This window comes from Posidoniimonas corsicana (assembly GCF_007859765.1).
Classification (GTDB): Bacteria; Planctomycetota; Planctomycetia; order Pirellulales; family Lacipirellulaceae; genus Posidoniimonas; species Posidoniimonas corsicana.
Window position 1 is genome coordinate 437,905 of record NZ_SIHJ01000003.1, and the last position, 16,399, is coordinate 454,303.

General features: G+C 68.7%; 13 protein-coding genes. 7 read left to right on the plus strand and 6 right to left on the minus strand.

Annotated features, from left to right (window positions below):
* Window positions 1–120: 120 nt before the first annotated feature.
* Both KOR34_RS21180 and KOR34_RS21185 read right to left on the minus strand, forming a co-directional pair.
* On the minus strand, window positions 121–2,796 hold the full coding sequence (locus KOR34_RS21180; RefSeq protein ID WP_146567984.1) for a M56 family metallopeptidase: 2,676 nt from the start codon (window positions 2,794–2,796) through the stop codon (window positions 121–123).
* Entirely contained in the window at window positions 2,793–3,179 is a 387-nt protein-coding gene (locus KOR34_RS21185) for a BlaI/MecI/CopY family transcriptional regulator (protein ID WP_146567986.1), read from the minus strand. The genes KOR34_RS21180 and KOR34_RS21185 overlap by 4 nt, the downstream gene beginning before the upstream one ends.
* Before the next feature lie 224 nt (window positions 3,180–3,403).
* On the opposite strand from KOR34_RS21185, the gene KOR34_RS21190 reads away from it, so the two are divergent.
* From KOR34_RS21190 to KOR34_RS21215, 6 genes are all read left to right on the plus strand, one after another.
* Window positions 3,404–4,726, plus strand: coding sequence for a DUF748 domain-containing protein (locus tag KOR34_RS21190; protein ID WP_146567988.1), 1,323 nt, complete (start codon window positions 3,404–3,406; stop codon window positions 4,724–4,726).
* 472 nt (window positions 4,727–5,198) lie between these two features.
* Entirely contained in the window at window positions 5,199–6,695 is a 1,497-nt protein-coding gene (gene glpK, locus KOR34_RS21195; RefSeq protein WP_146567990.1) for a glycerol kinase GlpK, read from the plus strand.
* A gap of 197 nt (window positions 6,696–6,892) precedes the next feature.
* A complete protein-coding gene (locus KOR34_RS21200; RefSeq protein WP_228714723.1) occupies window positions 6,893–8,467 on the plus strand; it encodes a glycerol-3-phosphate dehydrogenase/oxidase in 1,575 nt (524 codons plus the stop codon).
* 54 nt (window positions 8,468–8,521) lie between these two features.
* Window positions 8,522–9,034, plus strand: a complete 513-nt coding sequence (locus tag KOR34_RS21205; protein WP_146567993.1) for a hypothetical protein — start codon at window positions 8,522–8,524, stop codon at window positions 9,032–9,034.
* A gap of 209 nt (window positions 9,035–9,243) precedes the next feature.
* Complete coding sequence (locus KOR34_RS21210) at window positions 9,244–10,113, plus strand: ParA family protein (protein ID WP_146567995.1); 870 nt, start codon at window positions 9,244–9,246, stop codon at window positions 10,111–10,113.
* A 361-nt stretch (window positions 10,114–10,474) separates the two neighbouring features.
* Complete coding sequence (locus tag KOR34_RS21215; protein ID WP_146567997.1) at window positions 10,475–12,262, plus strand: hypothetical protein; 1,788 nt, start codon at window positions 10,475–10,477, stop codon at window positions 12,260–12,262.
* Window positions 12,263–12,406: 144 nt separating this feature from the next.
* Here the strand turns inward: KOR34_RS21215 and KOR34_RS21220 are convergent, their stop codons facing one another.
* Entirely contained in the window at window positions 12,407–12,922 is a 516-nt protein-coding gene (locus tag KOR34_RS21220) for a TPR end-of-group domain-containing protein (RefSeq protein ID WP_197531640.1), read from the minus strand.
* 478 nt (window positions 12,923–13,400) lie between these two features.
* Between KOR34_RS21220 and KOR34_RS21225 the strand changes: the two genes are divergently transcribed.
* On the plus strand, window positions 13,401–13,748 hold the full coding sequence (locus tag KOR34_RS21225; RefSeq protein ID WP_146568001.1) for a hypothetical protein: 348 nt from the start codon (window positions 13,401–13,403) through the stop codon (window positions 13,746–13,748).
* Window positions 13,749–13,761: 13 nt separating this feature from the next.
* Here KOR34_RS21225 and KOR34_RS21230 read toward each other — a convergent pair whose 3' ends face one another.
* From KOR34_RS21230 to KOR34_RS21240, 3 genes are read right to left on the minus strand one after another with little or no spacing between them, the layout of a single operon-like run.
* On the minus strand, window positions 13,762–14,115 hold the full coding sequence (locus KOR34_RS21230) for a hypothetical protein (protein ID WP_146568003.1): 354 nt from the start codon (window positions 14,113–14,115) through the stop codon (window positions 13,762–13,764).
* Between the two features lie 44 nt (window positions 14,116–14,159).
* Window positions 14,160–15,338, minus strand: coding sequence for a nickel pincer cofactor biosynthesis protein LarC (gene larC / locus KOR34_RS21235; protein ID WP_146568005.1), 1,179 nt, complete (start codon window positions 15,336–15,338; stop codon window positions 14,160–14,162).
* Window positions 15,339–15,384: 46 nt separating this feature from the next.
* Window positions 15,385–16,245, minus strand: coding sequence for a serine/threonine protein kinase (locus KOR34_RS21240; RefSeq protein WP_228714724.1), 861 nt, complete (start codon window positions 16,243–16,245; stop codon window positions 15,385–15,387).
* Window positions 16,246–16,399 lie beyond the last annotated feature (154 nt).

Here is a 16,399-nt window from a genome sequence, read left to right on the forward strand (position 1 = left end):
ACGGCGGGCCGCGGCGTACCTAGCCGCCCGACCCGCCGCAATCGTTGTAACCCGTCGGGCCCCGTGGTGGCCCATTAGACTGTGGCGGCCCACTATCCGCGGGAGCTCAGTCGCTGGCGGCTAGCGGGGGACGCGGAACGTGCTCAAGTCATAGTCCTCGCGGCCGTCCCTCGTGAACATCGCCCGCAGGATGTCTTCCGGCATGTCCTGAGAAAGGGTGTGGGCCGACCCGTCGATCAACGCCACGAGGAAGACGCCCTGACTGAAGCCCCCTAGCTCGGGCAGCTTGCCATCGGCGGTGACCTCAATGTCTTCGGGCTTCGTCCAGGGGGTGTCCCTCTTAGCCTGGACGAACAGAATGGTCTTCGACGTGCCGTCGCGGATGTCCATGAACGTGAGCGCCCTGTCCTTGGGGAACGCCGTGTCAGGGCCGACCGGCATGAAGTACGACGCGTTGGTCGAGGAGGTCGAGTTCGGGTCGACCATCACCGGGACCAGCGTATTGGCGATCCGCATGTTCGCCTCGCTGTCCCATGGCTCGTCGAATCGGTACGCGTTGTACAAAGCCTGCTGTTCCAGGAACGGCAGCAGCGTCACCCGCCAGCTGTGGGGGTGCTCGCTCTTTCGCCACTGCTTCGCTTCGTAGTCGTAGTAGTCGGTGCTGCTCGCCTGGGGGAGCCGTTCGTGGACGCTGTAGAAGTTGTGCATCGCCAGCCCGAGCTGTTTCAGGTTGTTCAGGCCCTGTTGTCGGCGGGCGCTGGCGCGGGCGGCGTCGACCGCTGGGAGCAGCGTCGTGGCGACCTCGGCGATCTGCGCGACCGACTGGTCGGGCTCATAGGCCATGCTGGCTGACGAGCCGTCGGCCTTGATGTCGAGGCCAGCCACCGCGGCGTCGATTACGTCCAACGCCTGCATAATCATCTCACGGTGCTCCTCCGGCGCGTTGTTGCGTTGCTGAGCAAGCCCGTTCTGTGCCAGCACCCGCAGCGCTTCGAGGGTCGCCGCGACCTGCTTGGCGGATTGTTCGCTGTCGGTCGATGCGGTCAGCTCAAACCGTGCATTGTCATCGATCGAGAGCGAGCCGACGATATGCCGGATCTTTTCGATCAACGGGGCGATCATCGCCGCCTGGGGATTCTCTTGCAGCTCCTGCCGCAGGCCCGTCGCCAAGATCTTCTGGTTGTCGGCCCACAGGTTCACCGCCAGATTGCGCTCGCCCCAGGAGTCGGCCCATTCGGGAAGGGGGTTCAGCAGCTCGGGCGGCTGGCCGTTTTCGGTGGTGGCGTAGTGGTCGATCACCAGCGTAGCTGCGTCGTACCGGGTGAGTTGTTCAGAGGCATCCCTCCATGTCTGGTGCTCACCGCCGGACACTTCTTTCAAGTTTGATTGCGCCGACAGCTTCTCGATAAGCGTCTCACAGGTCTTGGCGTCATGGAGCCGGACAACGATGCGGGGCGCGAGCCCGCGCCGTGGCTCGGGAACGATGACAAGCAGCTCGGCGACGTCCTTCGCCCGCAGGCCGGTTTCCTTCAGGGGCGGGAGGCTGTTGAGGTACTCGGTCAGGCTGGCAAACTCCGGCCGTTCCACCACGGACGCCGGCCTCACCGACAACGCCGCCATCGATCCCTCCGGCGCCAGCGTCAGCGGCAGCGGTTCGTGTTCGGCGATCGTATACGACAGGACCTCAATCGGTTCCTCGGCGACCAGCGTAGGCGGCCTCAGCCCCGCGATGCCCACGGCGGCGAGCGCGAGCAGGCAGCCGGCCGCGACCTGCAGCCGGGAGGTCAGCGGTCGACTCTTCAGCGTAGCAAGCGGTGAACGGAGCATCTCGACTCTCCTCATGAGCAGGGAACGAGTGGGGAACAGCGTGCGCGCGGGGCCGGCGACCCGCTGCGGCGGGGTGGCGAGCGCCAGCGCGGCCAGCGTCTGCAGGTAGCCCTGCCGATCGCCCACCGCGCGGGCGGCGGCCGCGTCGGCGGCCAGCTCCTGTTCGAGCTGCAGCCGCGCCGCCAGCCACCGCACCAGCGGGTTGTAGAAGTGGACAGCCACGGCCAGCCGCGCCACGATCCAGCCGAGGTAGTCACGGCCGGCAATGTGCGCCAGCTCGTGAGCCAGCACCGCGTGCCGCTCACCATCGGACCACGTGCGCCAGCCGGCCGGCAACAGGATCTGGGGACGCCGCCAGCCGATCGTGGCCGGCGTCGAGAGCGAGGCCGATTCGCGCACGGCGACCGGAGCGTCGAGCGCCAGCTCGGCTCTCAACCGGTGGAGCACCGCCAGCAGCGGCTCGTCGGTAATCGGAGTGCTCTCCCGCGACAACTTCCGCACACTCACCAGCCCCAGCGCGAGCCGCAGCACGCCGAACGCCACGCCGGCGGTGGCGGCCAGCACGATCCACGACCACTGTACGCTGTCATTACGATCAACGGGCCGTGGCTCGGTCAACGCGGCGGTGAACTCCGCCGCGTAGTCCGACAGGGTGAACTGCTGGATCGTGGCTGGGGCGATCTCCACCGGTGGGTTCTGCCCCACGGCTCCCGCCGTGGGTTGCGGCGTGCTGGCCGCAGGCGCGGGGGCGGGCGAGGCGGCGCGTTGCGTGGCGCGCAGCTCCCACCGCGGCCAAGGGCTGCCTACCAGCAGGGTGAGCCCGAGGGTCAGCACCATGCCCCACAGCAGCGTCGCCGCCGCGGCGCGGGCGCCGAGCCAGCGGGCGCCGGCGTAGATGACCGCGAGGGCAATCGAGAAGAACGCCACCTGCAGGGCGCCACGCAGCAGCATCGCATCAAGCGTGATCATCGCTTGCCCCCTTCGTCGAGGATGTCTTCGAGCACCTGCCGCTCCTTGGCGGACAGCTTCCTCCCGTCCAGGAGCCGCACTAGCAGTTCTTCGCGGGAGCCCTGGAACACACGCTTCACCAGGTCGGTGACCAGCCGCCCCGAGACCTCGTCGAACGAGCGGATCGGCTGGTACGTGTAGGGCCGCTGGTCGCCGGTCTGCTTGAGGAACTTCTTCTCGACCAGGATCTTGATCAGTGTGGCGACCGTGGTGTAAGCCAGGTCGCGGCCTTGTTCGGCCAGGGCGGCACGCGCGTCGACCGCGGTCTGCGGTCCCTGGTCCCAGAAGACGTGCATCAGCTCGAGCTCACGTTCGGTGAGCTCCGATGCCTTGGGTCGGGCCATGGTGAAGAGGTCCCCGATGGGTTGTGTTTGGTTAACTAGATTTGGTTTTATAGAGTTCGGGGTCGCGCGTCAAGAAAAAACCGACAGACTTTCCATCCGAGCCGCGCCCGGCAGTCAGCGACCTGCGCATTTCGACCCACGTTGTGTCCTAGCTACGCATTTCATTCGGCTACAATCGCACCGTTGCCGCCGCCACCGCACCCCGTAGGATCCGAGCCCGCCCCATGGAAGTCTTGCTGCCGGCCCTCGCCGAACTGTTCGTGCTCATCGCTCCAGCGCTGATGGGCGTGGTGGGGCTGATTGGGTCACTGGTCGCGTGCGTGTTCGAACTGCTGCTCTTGGGAGCCGACGTTGTTGTGCACGGTTCGATCGCGGCCGCTAGCGCTGCGCGGAGAACCACCCGCGAGGAGACCGACCGTGCGCCGAGCTGGCTCCGTCGGATGGCGGACTCGCCCGCTGTGCGGAAGTGGGCCCACCGGCTGCTGTTCGGCTTCGCCGGTCTGCTCGCGGTAAGCGTGCTGCTGCTCTTGCTTGTCAACTTCGTGTTCTTTGAGTCGGCCGTGAGGTTCGCGCTGTCCCGCGCAGGCGCGGCCACAGGCGTGGTCGCGTCGTTCGAGAGCGCTGAGGGGAGTCTGATCACGGGGCGGCTGAGGCTTACGGGCGTCAAGGCGTCGCGGGCGGATCACCCGGTCTCTGACCTCGATGTGCAGGTCGACGACTTCGACGTCGACCTCGACGTGTTCTCGCTGCTGGGGAGCGAAAAGCGGGTGACGCGCGTTGCGGTGTCGGGCGTGACCGGCAGCTACGAGCGGAAGCAGCGGGCGAACCAGCCGCAGGAGTCGGGCGCCAAGGCCCGGCTTGTGATCGGAGAGCTGCTGCTGGAGGGCATCGCCCTCGACTTCCAAGACGTGAGCCTAACCGGCCAGCCGGTCGAGATTGCGTTGGCGGTCGACAAGCTGGAGGTGGAGGAGCTGCACAGCTCGCGCGCGGCGTTCGAGCTGCTGTTCAACGCCAACGGCGCGGGCGCCATCGACGGGCGGCCGTGGAGCATCGAGACCTCCCACGACGATGGCGGCCACATCGCCAACTGGCGGGCGGACGGCCTGCCCGTGGCGACCGCGGCCCAGTACCTGGGCGGGCCGCTGGCGTGGATGACCGACGGGACCCTGAGCGTCGACACCCGCTCCGACTGGTCACTGGAGGGCGAGCCGCACCTCCGCATGGACTGGAAGCTCACGATCTCTGACCTGCGGGCCGAGGCGCCGGACGACCTGCCATGGCTCAAGCAGGGCGTGGTGAAGCCGATGGTCGCGTTCCTCAACCGGAACCCCGGCGAGCTGCCGCTCGAGTTCACGGTCGACCTCGACCCGACCGGGTTCACGGGGACCGCGTCGCCGTTCGCGGTGGGGCTCGGTCAGGCGGTGCGCGAGAAGGCGGTGCAGGAGCTCGCCCGGCTCGCGGGCGCCCAGCCCGCCGAGGTCGAGCAGGCGGTGAAGGACCTGGGCAGCAAGCTGCGCGGCTTCCTGAAACGCCCCGACGAAGAGTAGGACGGCTCGCGAATGAGCCCACGCTTCTCAACATTTCATCGTAGAAAACGGCCACACGCCGTGGTCAAATCGGTGGGGACATAGATGTGCAAGCTTCAGGCGGAGGCGCCCCGCCTGGGTGCTGATGGTGGGCGCGGAATAGTGGTGCGCTCGCGCCCGTTGGATGAGTCCAACTCGGCGGCGCAAATCGGACAAAACCCCGGGCCGCTGCGGCCGCGCGGCGAGCAAAACACTGCTATAGAAGCCTCAAAACAAGGACGTAGGGATGATGCGGCCAGGGTTTTGTCCCCTCCGCGCGTGTTTTTGGACAAAACCCTTGGGACAGAACTTGGGCGCGGGATTCTGAAGCGTGCGTTGGCGCTTTAAATCGTGTTGGCCGGACCGTGGCGGAACGTCGGCGGCTGGGGTAGGTTGTCGAGCGTAGGGAAGGCCGGGGGACTACTTTCCGAGATAACCTTCAGGCGAGGCGGCCATGGCTTATCTGCTAGCTCTCGATCAGGGCACCACGAGCTCGCGGGCGATTGTGTTTGACGCGGACGGCGCAATGGTGGCCGTCAGCCAGCAGGAGTTCGAGCAGCACTACCCGAAGCCGGGCTGGGTCGAGCACGACGCCGATGAGATCTGGCGGACGCAGCGCGACGTCGCGGTCGAGGCGCTCGCCAAGGCCAAGCTCAAGCCGGCCGACGTGGCGGCGCTCGGCATCGTGAACCAACGCGAGACGCTGGTCGTCTGGGACCGCAAGACCGGCGAGCCCGCGTGCCGGGCGATCGTCTGGCAGGACCGCCGAACGGCCGCCATGTGTCGGCAGCTCAAGGACGCCGAGCCGACCTTCCGCGCCAAGACCGGGCTGCTGCTCGACCCGTACTTCACCGGCACCAAGCTGACCTGGCTGCTGGACAACGAGCCCGGCCTGCGCGAGCGGGCCGAGGCGGGCGAGCTGGCCGCCGGCACCATCGACAGCTGGCTGGTCTACAAGCTGACCGGAGGAGCCCGGCACGTAAGCGACGCCTCGAACGCGTCTCGGACGCTGCTCTTGAACCTGCAGACCACCGAGTGGGACCACGAGCTGCTGGACATCCTCCGCGTGCCTGAGGCGATGCTGCCGGAGGTGGTCGACTCGAGCGGCGTGTGCGGCGAGGCGGCCGGCGTCGACGGGCTTGATGGGATCGCCATCGCCGGCCTGGCGGGCGACCAGCAGTCGGCTCTGTTCGGCCAGGCCTGCTTCGAGCAGGGTGGCGCCAAGAACACCTACGGCACCGGCAGCTTCCTGCTGGTGAACACCGGCACGGAGGTCACCGCGTCGCAGCAGCAGCTGCTCTCCACCGCCGCGTGGCGGATCGGCGGCGTGACCGAGTACGCGCTGGAGGGGAGCGTGTTCGTCACCGGCGCGGCCGTGCAGTGGCTGCGGGACGGGCTGGGGATCATCAAGCAGGCGCCCGACGTCGAGGCGCTAGCCAACCAGGTTCCCGACACGGGCGGCGTGTACCTGGTGCCGGCGTTCGCCGGGCTGGGCGCGCCGCACTGGGACCCCGACGCGCGCGGCGCGCTGGTCGGCCTGACCCGCGGCACGACCGCCGCCCACATCGCGCGGGCGACGCTCGAGGGCATCGCGCTGCAGTCGGTCGAGCTGGCCGAGGCGATGCGGGCCGACACCGCGCTGCCGATCGACGAGCTGCGCGTCGACGGCGGCGCCGCGGCCAACAACACGCTGATGCAGATCCAGGCCGACCTGCTGCAGGCCAGGGTCATCCGGCCCAAGGTCACCGAGACCACCGCCCTGGGCGCCGCGTACCTGGCGGGCCTGGCGGTCGGCGTGTGGTCCGACCGGGCCGACCTGGCCAAGCACTGGCAGGTGGACCGGGAGTTCGAACCGCAGATCTCCGCCGACGAGGCGGCCGCCAAACGCGAGCGGTGGACTCACGCGGTCGAGCGGGCCAAGGGCTGGGCGACGGATGAGGACGGTGGGTAGAGCGGGTTGGGTGAAGCCGGTCTAGGGCGACGCCCTAGGCTACGGTGAGGTTGGCCGTTGGCCAACGTAGTAACCATGGAACGAACGTCCACAGATCGTAGGCCGGAACAAGCGCAGCGCGGTTCCGGCACAACCGGCCCGAGCTGCCGGAACCGCGCTGCGCTTGTTCCGGCCCACTTGTTGCCCCAGGGAATCCCTTGAAACACCTGGACCTGATCCCGAAACAGACCAGCCGCGCCAATCAGATCGAGCGGCTGGCGGAGCTCGAGCCGCTGGACATCGCGGTGATCGGCGGCGGCGCGACCGGCGTCGGCATTGTGCTGGACGCGGCGGCGCGGGGGTTCAAGGCGGCCGTTTTCGAGCGGGACGACTTCGGCCACGGCACCTCCAGCCGCAGCACCAAGCTGGTGCACGGCGGCGTGCGGTACCTGGAGCAGGGCAACGTGAGCCTGGTCCGCGAGGCGCTGCACGAACGCGGCCTGCTGCTGAAGAACGCGCCGCACGTGGTGCACCCGCTGCCGACCATCGTGCCGCTGTATCAGTGGTGGGAAGGCCCGTACTACGCGGCCGGCATGAAGGCCTACGACCTGCTAGCGGGCAAGCTCGGCATCGAGCGTTCGCGGTGGCTGTCGCGGGAACAGACGCTCGAGCTCGCGCCGACCCTGCCGAAGCAGAAGCTACGCGGCGGAGTGCGGTACTTCGACGGCCAGTTCGACGACACCCGGCTGCTCATACACCTGGTGCAGACAGCCGTGCTGCACGACGCGGTCTGCCTGAACCACGCCGAGGTCCGCGAGGTGACCCGGCAGCAGGGCAGGGCGTGCGGGCTGGTCGCCGAGGACAAAGAGACCGGCGCCGAGCTGCGCGTCGACGCGCGGGTGGTGATCAACGCCGCCGGGCCGTTCTGCGACGACGTGCGCCGGCTAGAGACCACCCCCGACGAGCCGCTCAAGACGCGCTGGATCGCCGCCAGTCAGGGCGCGCACATCGTGCTGCCGCAGCGGTTCCTGCCGGGCGAGTCGGCGATCATCGTGCCCCGCACGCCGGACGGGCGGGTGGTGTTCGCGATCCCGTGGCTGGGCCGGGTGCTGGTCGGCACCACCGACATCCCGCTGGACCACGCGCCGCGCGAGCCACTGGCGATGCCGGCGGAGATCGACTACCTGCTCGAGACGGTCGCCGGCTACCTGGACCCCGCGCCCACGCGGGCGGACGTGCTGGCCTGCTTCGCGGGCGTGCGGCCGCTGGTGCAGGCCGACCCGGACGCCGCGACCAGCAAGCTGAGCCGCGAGCACGAGATCCGCACATCGCCGCACGGCATGCTGTCGGTCATCGGCGGCAAGTGGACCACCTACCGCCGCATGGCCGAGGACGCGGTGGACCACGCGATCGACGCGGGCGGGCTGCCGAGCCGCGCCTCGCCGACCGCCGAGCTGCCGATCTTTGGCGCCGAGCACCAGGCCGAGTCGCCCTTCGACTGGCCCGGCGTGCGGCAGCTGCAGGCGGAGTCGCCCGAGCTGGCCGAGCCGCTCTCGCCGAACCTGCCGTACACCGCCGCGCACGTGGTGTGGGCCGCCCGCGGCGAACAGGCCCGCACCGTTGAGGACGTGCTGAGCCGCCGCGCGCGGGCGCTGTTGCTGGACGCGCAGGCGGCCGCCGACTGTGCGCCGCGTGTGGCCCAGCTGCTGGCGGCCGAGCTGGGCCGCGACGAGCCGTGGCAGACCAACCAGGTCACGGCGTTCCGGGAGCTGGCGGAGAAGCACAGGTGCTGAAAGTTGTCGCGTCGGCACCGCGAACAAGACGCAGAGATAAGTAGGCTCCACGTTGTGAACCCTAGCTACTTTCGTGTCCGCATTCCGTTGACGGATGCTATGAAGCGATTCGGCACATGGTTTGGTGCGTCAGAGTTGATGGCTCCGACCCCAGTGGCCTTTTCGGAAGTCGTTCCCCTGTCCTGCGACGAGAATGGGCAGTGGCGTGGTCTCGCGCTATACGTGTATTCCAATGCATGCTGGACCGTCTTCGAGGACCTCACAGGTGCGGTCGCCTCGACTCCAGCAGCGGATTGGCTGGGATTCTCAGAAGCAGACGAGTTCATATACGCGGGGTACAACGACGCTATTGGCTACGGCGAGTTTGTTCACACACGCGATGCCAATATTCTCCGCGAGTACCTCTATGTGGAAGATGACCCAAGTGCGAACATTGATCGTGGTTATCCGTCTGACACCGCAGTCGAACCGCTGACAACATGGATTGAAGTTGCTCGATTCGTGGATGACGATGAGTTGGCGTGTTCAGAGAAAGGGTTGCTGTGGATTCTGGGACCGGGAAAGTAGCGAGTAGATGGCCGCGGTGTATTGACTACCCGGAGGTTGGAGCCGCTGCGTTGAAGATGGAACACGCGCACCAGTATGTTTCAGGCTGCTAGCACCGCTGCGTGACTGCTCTGGGATCAGCAAGCAGGTTCCCCTAGACTCCCCGCCCATCGTTTTGCGCGCCTGGTGCGCGCCGGAAGTTTCTCCCTCCGCACTTGCGGGAGGTCAGCATGCGCTGTTTGGCGGTCATGAATCAGAAGGGTGGCGTCGGTAAGACGACCACCACGGTCAACCTGGCGGCCGGGCTTGCGCGGTCCGGCAAGCGGGTGGGGGTCCTCGACATGGACCCGCAGGCGCACGCGTCGCTGCACCTGGGCGTGGACCCGCAGCGGCCGCTGACCACCATGTACGACGTGCTGAATAGCGAGGCGCCGCTCTCCGAGGCCTGGCAGGACGCCGGCGAGCGGCTGCGCGTCGCGCCCGCGCACATCGACCTGGCCGCCGTCGAGGTGGAGCTGGCGGGCGTGGTGGGCCGCGAGGTGATCCTGCGGGACAAGCTGGCGGCCTGCGCGGGCGAGTTCGACTACGTGCTGATCGACTGCCCGCCGTCGCTGGGCGTGCTGACGATCAACGCGCTGACCGCCGTGGACCACGTGTACCTGCCGCTGCAGCCGCACTTCCTGGCGCTGCACGGCCTGAGCAAGCTGATGCAGACCATCGCGCTGGTGGCCGAGCGGCTCAACAGCCGCCTGCAGATGGCGGGCGTGGTGATGTGCATGTACGACTCCGGCACCAAGCTGGCGGCCGAGGTCACGGCCGACGTCGACCAGTACTTCCGGGCGCTCCGCTCCAAGGGCGGGGTGTGGGAGGGCGTGCGGCTGTTCGAGACCCGCATCCGACGCAATATCCGCCTGGCCGAGGCGCCCAGCTTCGGGCAGTCGATCTTCGGCTACGCCCCCGAGTCGCCCGGCGCCGAGGACTACGGCGCGCTGACCGGCGAGCTGCTGGCGTACTACGCCGGCCGCGAGCTGATGGGCGGCGGCGCGACCGCGCCGCGTCCCCCGGCCGAGCAACCCGCCGTCGACCGACGCGCCGCGTAGCGGCTTCGCGTTGAAGCCCGCGGCGGCGGGGGACCGCGACCCTCACTCTTCAGCGGCAGGCCGGCGTCGCCGAAGCGCCCCCGGCGCGCCTTCTGCCTGCTAGCAATCGCCGTTAAGCCGGGCAGGCTGCGCGGTGTTTTCTCACGCCGGTGACCTTGCGTCGATTTCCGGATGCGCGTGCGCGGTTGTGCCGATCCGTATGGGTTAGCCCTGATTCTCCGGATTGTATCCCGTCGGTAGTCGATGGTTGATCGTGAAGCGCGACCCTACCCGGCGGGCCTGCCGTTCGGCGGCACGCCGTCAGGCGGCGTCCTGGATACACCGTGTCCCATGGCCGGGACGCACAGACCGGAGATCACGGATGAAACTCAACTTTCGCTTTCGGCGAGCCTTCATGGCGGCTGCGGTGATGGCCGCGCCATCGCTGGCGGTCGGGGCCCCGTTCGGACCCAGCCAGACCCAGCCCGCCGCGCAGCAGCCGGCCTACGGCTACCAGCCCTACACCGCCCAGGCGGCGCAGCAGCCAACCGCCTATGGCTACCCGGCCACCGCGCCGCAGGCGCAGCCCGGGTACGCCGCCGCGCCCGGCTACTCCGCGACGCCGGCCTACACCTATCCCCCGGCTCAGGCGGCGCCGACCCAGACCGCTCAGCGGGGCTACGAGCAGCAGCGCTACGCGTACCTCGGCGCCGACTCTCAGGAGCTGCCCACGCCCGGCGAGCCGGTCAGCCCGACCCCGGCCCCGGTGGACGAACCGTCGTACGACTCGATGCCCGCCTACAGCTACCCAGCCGCCAGCGCGACGCCGGCCTCCGCGCCCGCGGCTGACTGCAACTGCAACACCGGTGCGGCGGGCGGCGTTGGCTGCGACGCCGGCGGCTGCCAGACCGAGACCTGCGACCTCGGCTGCTACGACTGCGGCCCCCGCCGGCAGTGGTTCGGCGGCCTATACGGGCTGTACATGACGCGCGACAGGCCGTACCGCGTGCAGACGGGGGTGCTCACCTCCGACCTGCCGCCCGGCTACTACCCGATGCCGACCGACACCTACCTGTCGAACACCGACGCGGACGTCGGCTACGCGGCCGGCGCCGAGGTCCGCTTCGGCTGCACGTTCGGCCACGCCGGCTGCGGCTGCAACACCTACCAGCCGTTCGCGTGGGAGGTCGCCTACTGGGCGCTCGACGACGACGACTCGCAGGGCCTGATGGTCGACCCGCTCGGCGGCGGGTTCCGCATGTACGGCCGGATCAGCTACCACGGCCTGATGATGGACCGCTACGGTGACACCTCCGTGGTCCGTCCGGTCAACGAGTACGGCGACTACCAGCCCCGCGCCGACATCCCCACGCCCGACGACGTGCGGGTGCTGGCCAACCGTGTGCGTCAGTCGTTCAGCGCCCAGAACCTGGAGCTCAACTTCTGGCGGTTCGGCGCCCCGGCGGCCTGCGGCGTGGCGTCGTGCGGCCCTGCGTGCGGCGGCTGCGACACGGGTTCCTGCGCCCCGGCTTGCGACGTCAACGCCTGCTGTGCCCCGCCGCAGCGGTTCTTCATCAGCGGCCTGGCCGGCGTGCGGTTCGTGCGGTTCGACGAGTACTTCCAGAACGGCCTGTACTACACGCTCGACTCCGACGACGACGGCGTGCAGGACGCCGGCGAGTCGGCCTCGTACCCCAACGGCTTCCCGGTGGGCGACAACAACCACTTCCTGCACGACATCGACGTCGACAACGACCTGGTCGGCTTCCAGCTGGGCTGCAGCATGAACTGCCTGGTGGGCTGCCGCTGGTCGCTGTTCTGCGACACCAACTTCGGCATCTACGGCAACGACGCCGACGTCTACCAGCGGGTGTACAACCTGGGTGACGGCGACGTCTACTTCGCCAGCACCGGCGGCGCCGCTACGGTCCGCACCAGCAAGCAGGACGTGGCGTTCCTGGGCGAGGCCCGGCTGGGCGTCGGCTACCAGTACAGCTGCCACTGCCGGCTGACCGCCGCGTGGCGGGTGCTGGGCGCCACCGGTATCGCGATGGCCGGCGACCAGATCCCCGACGCCGGCTGGACCAACCCGGGCGCCGTCGGCTACGTGGACACCAACGGTTCGCTGATCCTGCACGGCCTGCAGCTCGGCGTGGAGTGCAAGTATTAATCCGAGGACGCGTCTGAGCCCCGCGTCCTGCGTCACCGAAAGCGGCCCGGCAGAAACCTGCCGGGCCGCTTTTTTTTGTGCGTTCGAGAGTACCCAGCCTGTGCGGGGTGGGCTAGCAGTCTGATGCTCTGGCTGGCGGCCCGCTCACACGATCACGCCGGTCAGCATCTTGAAGCCGGGGTCGTTGCGGAGCGGCTCGAAGTCGGACTCGCCGTCGACTAGGTCGAGGAAGTTGCTGTCGAGCTTGAGCGCCTCGGCCAGGTGGTTGAGCGCCGGGCGGCGCTCGCACGCCAGGCTCCAGTAGCAGGCCAGGTTGTAGTGCAAGAGCGCGTCGTTGGGGGCGTAGCTGAGGGCGCGGTCCAGCGAGTCAATCGCCCGCATCAGCTGGCCGGTCCGCTTGTAGCACCAGCCCAGCGAAAGCCAGACGTGCAGGTCGTCGGGCTTGATCTCCGCGCTGCGACGCAGCGGGATCAGCGCCTCGCGGTAGCGGCTGAGCTCGCGGAGCGACTCGCCCATCAGGAAGCAGGCGCGTGAGCTGCCGTGCGTCAGCTTGCCGCGCCGCTGCAGCTCGCTGAGCGCGTGCGATGTCATGCCGAGTTCGAGGTAGCCCTCGGCGGCGGCGATGGTCTTCTTCAGCCGGATAGCGTCGGCGGTTGCCACGGGTAGATCCCTTGTTGGGCGCTTGCTTGACGGGTGGGTGCCCACTCTTGTCCCGTTTCCTTGAGCGGGGCCGCGGTCCTCCTGACGCTGGCCGAATTGTATCCGGGCGCCGCCGACGGCCCAATCATTTGGCGCCAAAGTCGCGCCGCAACCCGTTGGTGCTGCGGGACTAAGACGCGGCATTTTGAGTCTGCCGCCTGTGCGGCAAACAGCGCCTCGGCAAGCTCGATGGCGCAGCGGTCAACCACGTGGCCGCAAGGCGGGACGGGTGTTGGCTTTTCGAGACACCTGGGTTGGTCCGCGTGTTGCCGAAACGCCACGCGGCGATTGGCGGGCGATCCGCCGCGATTGCGCAGCCGCCTGCTGGGAAAGGGGTTAGGACGCGCCGCCGACAACCAATCGGCAGGACGGCGCGGGCGTTGCAAACCTGGGGAGTCACTCCTCCCTGCTGGTTCAGCAACCCCGCCGAGGCGCCTCCTTGCGAAGCCCCCTGATCCTCATCGCCCTGCTCGCCGCCGGTGCGGCCGCCGCTTCGCGCTGGCCGGCCACGCCCGACCAGCGTACGCCCGCGTCGCTGGAGTGGGTCCGCACGGCGGACGGCTGGGAGCGGTCGGCGCTGCTAAACGCCGCTCCCCGGCGGGGTGAACGCCTGCACCCGCTAACGGTCGCGGCGATCCAGGTGCTGGGCGCCGGCGTGGCTCTGGCGGCCGGCTGGAGGGTCGTCCAGGTCGCCGAGGACGAGTGGCGGCCGGCGGTCGACGCGCCGCCCACACGCCGACGTGCGAGTTCGCCCGTGGCAGAGCGCTCGCCCGCGCAGGCGAGCTAAGCCCCGCCCGGCGTCAGCGCTTGGCGTCGATCTCCCGCAGCAGCTCTTCCATGCGGTCGATCTGCCGCTGGCTCTTCGCGCACAGCTCCTGCAGGACCACGATCTTGTTGTCGAGCTGCGCCTTGAGCTCACGGCCGGAGTTGTGCAGCTCGACCATCTGCCGGTCGATCATCGCCGACGAGTCCTTGTAGGCGCCGGACCACTCGCCGGTCGGGCGGGGCTGCTTGGCGATGGGCGAGCTGTCCTGCGACGCGCGGTTGCGTTTGAAGTAGCGGAAGTTCCGCCGCAGCAGGAAGAACGTCAGCATGGCGCTGCCCGCCAGCAGCATCAGGCTCGTGAGCAACTGATTGTCCGCGAGCGGGAGCATGCCGATTCCTCACCGGGGCCGGCCCGCTGGGAAACAGGGGCCTATCAGGATTGCGCTCGGCTGAACGCCTGGGCCGCGGCCAGCGAAACCTGTGCAAGCGTGACGCCGTGCGCCTGGGCGGCCGCGTTACAATCGTCGTATTCGGGAGTGAACCGCTCCGACCCGCCCGGCAGCGTGGCGACCATGCCGCCCACCCGCCCGTAGTCGGTGTCCACCTCGGCGCGTCGGCGGGGCAGCACCATCCGGGGAATCGTCTGCCGCCGCAGGCCGAGCGCCGTGGTGTTGGCGAAGACCACCCCGGCCAGCTTGTCCGCCTGGTGCGGCCGGGCCTGGACCGACAGCAGCACGCCGGGGCGGCCCTTCTTCATCTGGATGGGCGTCAGGCAGACGTCCAGCGCTCCGGCGTCCCACAGCCGCTCGACGCATGCGCCGACCGCCTCGCCGGTGGAGTCGTCCAGGTTGGTCTCGAGGAGGACGATCGCGTCTGCCCCGCCGGACGCTGCGGTGTCGGCGGCCTCGCCCACCAGCAGCCGGACCAGGTTCGGGTGGTCAAAGTCCTTCTGGCCCGAGCCGTAGCCGATGGTCTGGATGGTCATCGCCGGCAGCGGGCCGAAGCCCTCGACCAGCGTCGACACGATCGCCGCGCCGGTCGGCGTGGTCAGCTCGCCCTCGGGGGAGAACGCCGCCAGCGGCACGCCCTTGAGCAGCTCGGCGGTGGCGGGCGCGGGGATAGCGCAGCGGCCGTGGGCGATCTGTACGAAGCCCGTGCCGGTGGGGATCGGCGAGCAGTAGATCTTCTCCACGCCCAAGAGGTCCCAGCCGATCGCCGCGCCGACGATGTCAGCGATCGAGTCGACCGCGCCCACCTCGTGGAAGTGCACCTTCTCGATCGTCGAGCCGTGCACGCGGGCCTCGGCCTCGGCCAGGCGGGTGAAGATGCGGGTCGCCAGGTCGCGCTGCCGCTCGGAGAGCGTGCTCTGGTCGATCATCGCGGTGATGTGGTGCAGGTGCCGGTGCGCGTGCTCCGGCTCGTGCTCCACGATGATCTGCGTGGCGCGGAACCCGCGTTTCTTCACCGTCTCCTTCACTAGCCGGCAGCTCGGCAGGCCGAGCGAGTCGATGCCGCTCTGGACGGCGTCGAGGTCCACGCCCGCGTCCACCAGGGCGCCGAGCGTCATGTCGCCGCTGATGCCGCTGGCGCAGTCGAGGTAGGCAATCTTCATGAGAGACTTCGTGTCTTTGTTGGGGGTGTTCCGGCGGCCCGCCCGGTTAGGCGGCGTCCTCGCTCTTGAGCCGGCGGAGCTGCTTTAGGATCGACTCCATCGAGGAGGGGCGGTCGCCCGGCTCGGCCTCGATGCACTTCATGATGATCGCTTCCAGCTCCGGGTGGATCTTGGGGTAGTACTGCGACAGGGGCGGCGGCTCGCTGGCGCCGTGCGTCATGGCGGCCAGGCCGTCCGCGCCGCGCACCCACGGCAGCTCGAAGGCGAACATCTCGTACATCGACGCGCCGAACGCGAAGATGTCCAGCCGCTGGTCGGTCGACCGCCGCCGCACCACCTCCGGCGCCATGTAGTTGGGCGTGCCGGTGCGGTTGCCGGGCTGCTGGAACGGCGGCGTGGCGGGCACGGTGAGCCCGAAGTCGATCAGCTTGAGCGACGCGCCGTCCTTCGCGCACACGAAGTTCCGCGGGCAGACGTCGCGGTGGATGTAGCCGGCCTTGTGCACCGCGTCGATCGCCTCGGCCGCCTGCGACATCAGCGTCAGGCGGTTGCCGTCGAGGATCTTGCTGCGGCCGATGATGCAGGAGTTGAGGCCCGGCCCGTCCAGGAACTCCATGACGATGAACTGCTCGCCCTTGGTGGTCATGCCGTAGGAGTGGGTCACGACGATCCGCGGGTGGACCATCGACATCGAGATCTCGCCCTCGGACGGCTTGTCGAGCCCCTTGAAACGCGCCTCGAGCTGCTCGGTCTTCTTCTTGTCGAGGATCTTCAGCCCGACGATCTGGTCGGTCTTCCGGTCGCGCGCCATGTGGAAATCGGACATCGTGCCGGAAACGGCGGCGCGCAGGATCTCGTAGCGTTTCTCGATGTCCACTTTGCCCGAATCGAGCATGGACTTAAACATCTGGCCGATGCCCATGTTTCGCAGCGCCTCTGGGGATGGGTCTGTTCCTCATCCACTATATCTAGGAACCCGCGGGCGGGCTATCAGGAGGGTTTTTCCTGGTCCCTGCGACGCGGCCGTGCGTGCGGCGAACGCCCTGGAACCGTGGAGCACG